Here is a 4531-nt window from a genome sequence, read left to right as displayed (position 1 = left end):
GTGCACCAGTGGAACAAGGGATTCACCGAGAACCCGGCGCACGCCCGTTACGAGTCGCTGGCCCGCGACATTGATCGGGCCATCAAATTCATGTCCTCCTGCGGCGCGGATTTTGAGGCGCTCAAGCGGGTGGAGTTCTACGCCAGCCACGAGGCCCTGCTGCTGGACTATGAGCGTGCCCTGACCCGGATCGACTCGCGGACCGGCCTGCCGTACGACACGTCGGCGCACTTCCTCTGGATCGGGGAGCGGACCCGCGAACTGGACCACGCCCACGTCGACTTCCTCTCCCGCGTCCGCAACCCGATCGGCGTAAAACTGGGCCCGTCGACCACCGGTGATGATGCGCTCCGCCTTATCGAAAAGCTCGACCCGAACCGGGAACCGGGCCGATTGACGTTCATTACGCGGATGGGCGCCGGCAATATCCGCGAGAAGCTGCCCGCCATCGTCGAGCGCGTCACCGATTCGGGCGCCCAGGTCCTCTGGGTCACGGACCCGATGCACGGCAACACGGTGACCTCGCCCAACGGTTACAAGACCCGGAACTTCGACGACGTCATCGATGAGGTCCGAGGGTTCTTCGAAGTCCACCACGGCCTGGGCACCGTGCCCGGTGGCCTGCACGTGGAAATGACCGGCGACGACGTGGCCGAGTGCCTCGGCGGTGCCGACCCGATCGACCAGGACGCGTTCCTGGACCGCTACGAGTCGGTCTGCGACCCGCGCCTGAACCACATGCAGTCCCTGGAGATGGCGTTCCTGGTGGCCGGCGCCCTGTCTAAGCGCTGATCCCGTCCAAGCGCTGAGCCCGGCTGGCACCACGCTCAGAGACAACTCCGCCCCGGGCTGGTTTCAGCCGGGGCGGAGCTTTTTCTGCCGGTGAAGGCGTCCGGCGGGGTAGCCGGCCTGCCGGCTCAGACCACCGTCAGGGTGATCGTCGACCCCTCGGGCACGCGGGTGTCCACGGGGTCCTGGGCGCGGACCGTGCCGAAGAACCCGCCGAGGATGTTGTTGATCTCAACCTTGAAGCCGAGCCGCTCCAACGCGTCCCGGGCTTCGGTGGCCTGCTTCCCGATGAAGCTCGGAACCTCCACGAACTTGGGGCCCTTGGAAACTGTCAGCGTCACCGAGCCGCCCTTGGTGAGGTTTCCGTTCGCCGGATCCTGGCCGGCCACGGCGCCCTTGGGCACGTCCCGGCTGAAGACCGGCTCCGGCGCGACGACGGCCTTGAGTCCCGCGGCTTCCACAGCCGCCACCGCGGCGTCCTGGTCCTTGCCCCGCACATCGGGCACCGGAATGGGCCGCGGCCCCTTGGACACCGTTAGCGCCACCGGCGTCCCGTGCTTGGCGGGCGTGCCTTTGGCGGGCTTTTGGGCCAGCACCGTTCCGGCCGCTGCGGTTTCGTCGAAGCTCTCGGTCACTGGGCCAAGCGACATCCCGGCACCATTCAGGGCCGTTTTCGCCGCGTCGAGCGGTTTGCCGGTCAGCTGCGGCAGGGGGAAGAGTTCGGGGCCTTTGGAAACGTTCAGGGAAATGGTCTGAAACTTCCTGACCACCTCTCCGGCCTGCGGTTCGGAGCCCACCACCAGCCCCGCGGACACGGTGTCGTCAAAGACATCCCGGGTGGTCGAATCGAATCCCGCGGTGCGGAGCAACTGCTGAGCCTCGGCCACGGTTTTATTGGCCAACTGGGGGATCGTTCCCGGGGATCCGGGGCCCATCCCGAAGAACCAGCCGGCGCCGGCGGCAAGGATGGCCACGAGGACCAGCACCAGGACCCAGGCAAGGCCCCGGCGGCGGGGGTTGCCCGCCCGCAGGCTGCGGCTGGGAGTGGCCGCAGCGCGCTGCCGGGCCTTCTCCTCGTCGCGGTCCTGTTTGCGCTGGGCCCGCTTGCTCGCCGGCACAGCCAGGTCCCCGGCAGCCTCCGCCGCTGAGGCACCAAACTCGTGCTCCTCCGGCGTGGCCAGCGGGCCGTAGGCTCCCGGCCGCTGCCGGCCCGAGAGGACGGTGGTGGGGTTGCTGCCGCGGCCGATGACCTCGGTCGGGTGCTGGATGCCGCCCAGGAACTCGGTGTGCGACTCTCCGGCTGCCGCTGGCAGCGGCGCTGCTGCGGGCGGACGCAGGTCCAGTTCGGCGTCCGTGAGGTTGGTGCGGATATGCCGGAGCTCGAAGAGGAGGGCGTTGCCGTCCACGGGACGCTTGTCGGGGTCGTTCGCCGTACACCACTGGACCAGCTCGCCGAGTTCGTCGGCCAGCCCGGGCACCAGGGCCGACGGCGGACCGACCGTGGAGTTCACGTGCTGGTAGGCCACCTGGATGGGGACCTCGCCGTCGAACGGCTGTTTGCCGGTGATCATCTCGTACAGCATGATTCCGAGGGAGTAGATGTCGCTGCGGGCGTCGGCCTGCCGCCCCATAACGAGCTCGGGGGAGAGGTAGGCGACGGTCCCGATCAGGGCGCCTGTGCTGGTGGACGTCGAGATCGCCCGSGCCAGSCCGAAGTCGCCGATCTTGATCCGGCCGTCGTCGGCRATAAGCACGTTTTCGGGCTTGACGTCGCGGTGGATCAGGCCGGCCGCGTGGGCAGCCCCGAGCCCTTCCACTACCGGGTCAATCAGCGCCAGGGCCAGGCGAGGAGTCAGTGCGCCCTTGTCCTTGAGGACGTCGCGCAGGGTGTGGCCCTTGATGTATTCCATCACCAGGTAGGCCAGCGGGCCGTCGTCGCCCTGGTCCAGCACACCCACCACGTGCGGGTGGGAGAGCCGGGCGGCGGCCTTGGCTTCGCGGCCCAGCCGGTCCAGGAACTGGGGGTCCCCGGCCATGTGCGGGTGCAGGACCTTGAGGGCCACGTCCCGCTCCAGCCGCTGGTCGGTCGCGAGGTAAACCGTCGACATTCCGCCACGGGCCAGCTTGGAGAGAATCAGGTACCGGTTGTCCACCAGGGTCCCGACGAGAGCGTCCGATGTGTATTCCTGCACCCTTTGATCCTAAGCTCTGCACGGAAACGGGTCCGGATTGACATGCAACCCGGACCCGTATCGTTACGCGCCGGGGGTCTCAGCCCCGCGCGATGCTGGCGGTTCTAGCTGAAGTTCTTCTGCAGCTTCCTAATCGAAGCCACGTAGGCCTTCGTGTCTTCGTACATGCCCTTGGTGTTGACCGAGTACTGACCCTGGTAGTAGCCGGCGATGGCGTAGTCCAGGTTCTTGCTGGTAGCCACCAGCTGGCGGATGATGGCGATGCCGGCGGTGGCGTTGTCGTACGGGTCCAGCAGGTTCAGCTTGCGGCCCACCAGCTCGGACGCCCACTGGCCGGAGGACGGGATAACCTGCATGGTGCCGATCGCATTCGCCGGGGAGACCGAGCGCTGGTTGAAGCCCGACTCCTGGTAGGCGAACGCCAGCGCGAGCGACGGGGTCACACCCATCCGGCGGGCCGTGTCGGAGACGATCTGCTGCATCTGCGCGCGGGTGGGCACCGGTGAGGCGTTGAGCAGGGCCTTGTTCTTGTTCGCTGAGCTGACCACCGCGTCCGGGTAGCTGAAGCCCAGGAACGAGCTCGGAACAAGCGGAGTCACCGTGGCCGGCGGCTGGCTCGAGGAGGGCTTTACGGCGGTGACTGTGCCGGCGCCCGGGATGACGAGTTTGTGGCCGGGGTAGATGATGCTGCTCATGGTCAACCGGTTCGCGGACAGCACGGCGGAGAGCTTCACGCCGTGCCGGGCTGCGATGCCGGAGAGGGTGTCGCCGGCTTTGATGGTGTAAGAGCCGGAAGCCGCCGGAGCCGCCGCGGGCTTGGGCGCCGCCGGGCGGGGGGCGGCGGGTGCGGCCACACCGGCGCCGATCTTGATCTTCTGGCCGGGGTAGATCACGGACCGCATGTTCAGCCCGTTCCGGCTGAGCACGTCGGAGAGCTTGACGCCGTGGCGGGCCGCGATTGCGCCCAGGGTGTCACCGGACTTGACTGTGTAGGTCGCGCCGCCGGCCTGGGCCGGTGCTGCCTTGGCGGGGGCGGCTTTCGCCGGGGCCGCCGTGGCGCTTGCTGAGCCGGAGAGCTTGATCCGCTGGCCCGGGTAGATCACGGTCTTGGGCTGCAGCTTGTTCAGCTTCAGGACAGCGTGGGTGTCCAGGCCGAACTTGTGGGCAATACCGCTGATCGTGTCTCCGCGGGCGATGGTGTACTGCGCCGGGGCGGCAACCTTCGCCGGGCGGAACGCCGTGGGAATGGTGGCCGGCACGGAACCCGCAGGGATCACGGCGGAGGGCTGGGATGCTGCAGCCACACCTTGGGCCTTCATGGCCGCTGCGAGAGTCGCCGGGATCGCGCGGGGCCGGGATTCGGCCGCGGCCGGCTGGGCGATCGCGAGGGAGGACAGCACGACGGCGGGAAGCGCCGCCGTCGTCGCCGCGATCAGCGGGAGGCCGGGCCTCGGGTTGGGCTTCGGCGAACGTGACGTCGTCATGGGAAAAAATCCTCTTTCTCAGCGGCGAACCCTGCAGCTCTGACCGGATGTTACTGGTGTTACCAG

General features: G+C 68.2%; 3 protein-coding genes. 1 reads left to right on the top strand and 2 read right to left on the bottom strand.

Features of this window, described 5'->3' with window-relative positions:
- Positions 1–792 (top strand): 3-deoxy-7-phosphoheptulonate synthase (locus AC1DHD_RS14520; protein ID WP_476880390.1); only part of this gene is annotated, 792 nt, incomplete at its 5' end.
- Between the two features lie 125 nt (positions 793–917).
- Here the strand turns inward: AC1DHD_RS14520 and AC1DHD_RS14515 are convergent.
- Complete coding sequence (locus AC1DHD_RS14515) at positions 918–2981, bottom strand: Stk1 family PASTA domain-containing Ser/Thr kinase (protein WP_476880389.1); 2064 nt, start codon at positions 2979–2981, stop codon at positions 918–920.
- A gap of 104 nt (positions 2982–3085) precedes the next feature.
- The gene (locus AC1DHD_RS14510; protein WP_476880388.1) at positions 3086–4465 is read right to left on the bottom strand and encodes a lytic transglycosylase; all 1380 of its coding nucleotides are present in this window, start codon (positions 4463–4465) and stop codon (positions 3086–3088) included.
- Positions 4466–4531: the final 66 nt, after the last annotated feature.

Source organism: Arthrobacter sp. 05L45_2, from assembly GCF_056397525.1.
Note: the sequence above shows the minus strand (reverse complement) of the source record. Positions and strands in the feature narration are given on the sequence as shown.

Bases quoted from the DNA above. Each gene is read 5' to 3' on its own strand.
- AC1DHD_RS14510 (WP_476880388.1), bottom strand. From the start codon at position 4,465: ATGACGACGTCACGTTCGCCGAAGCCCAACCCGAGGCCCGGCCTCCCG.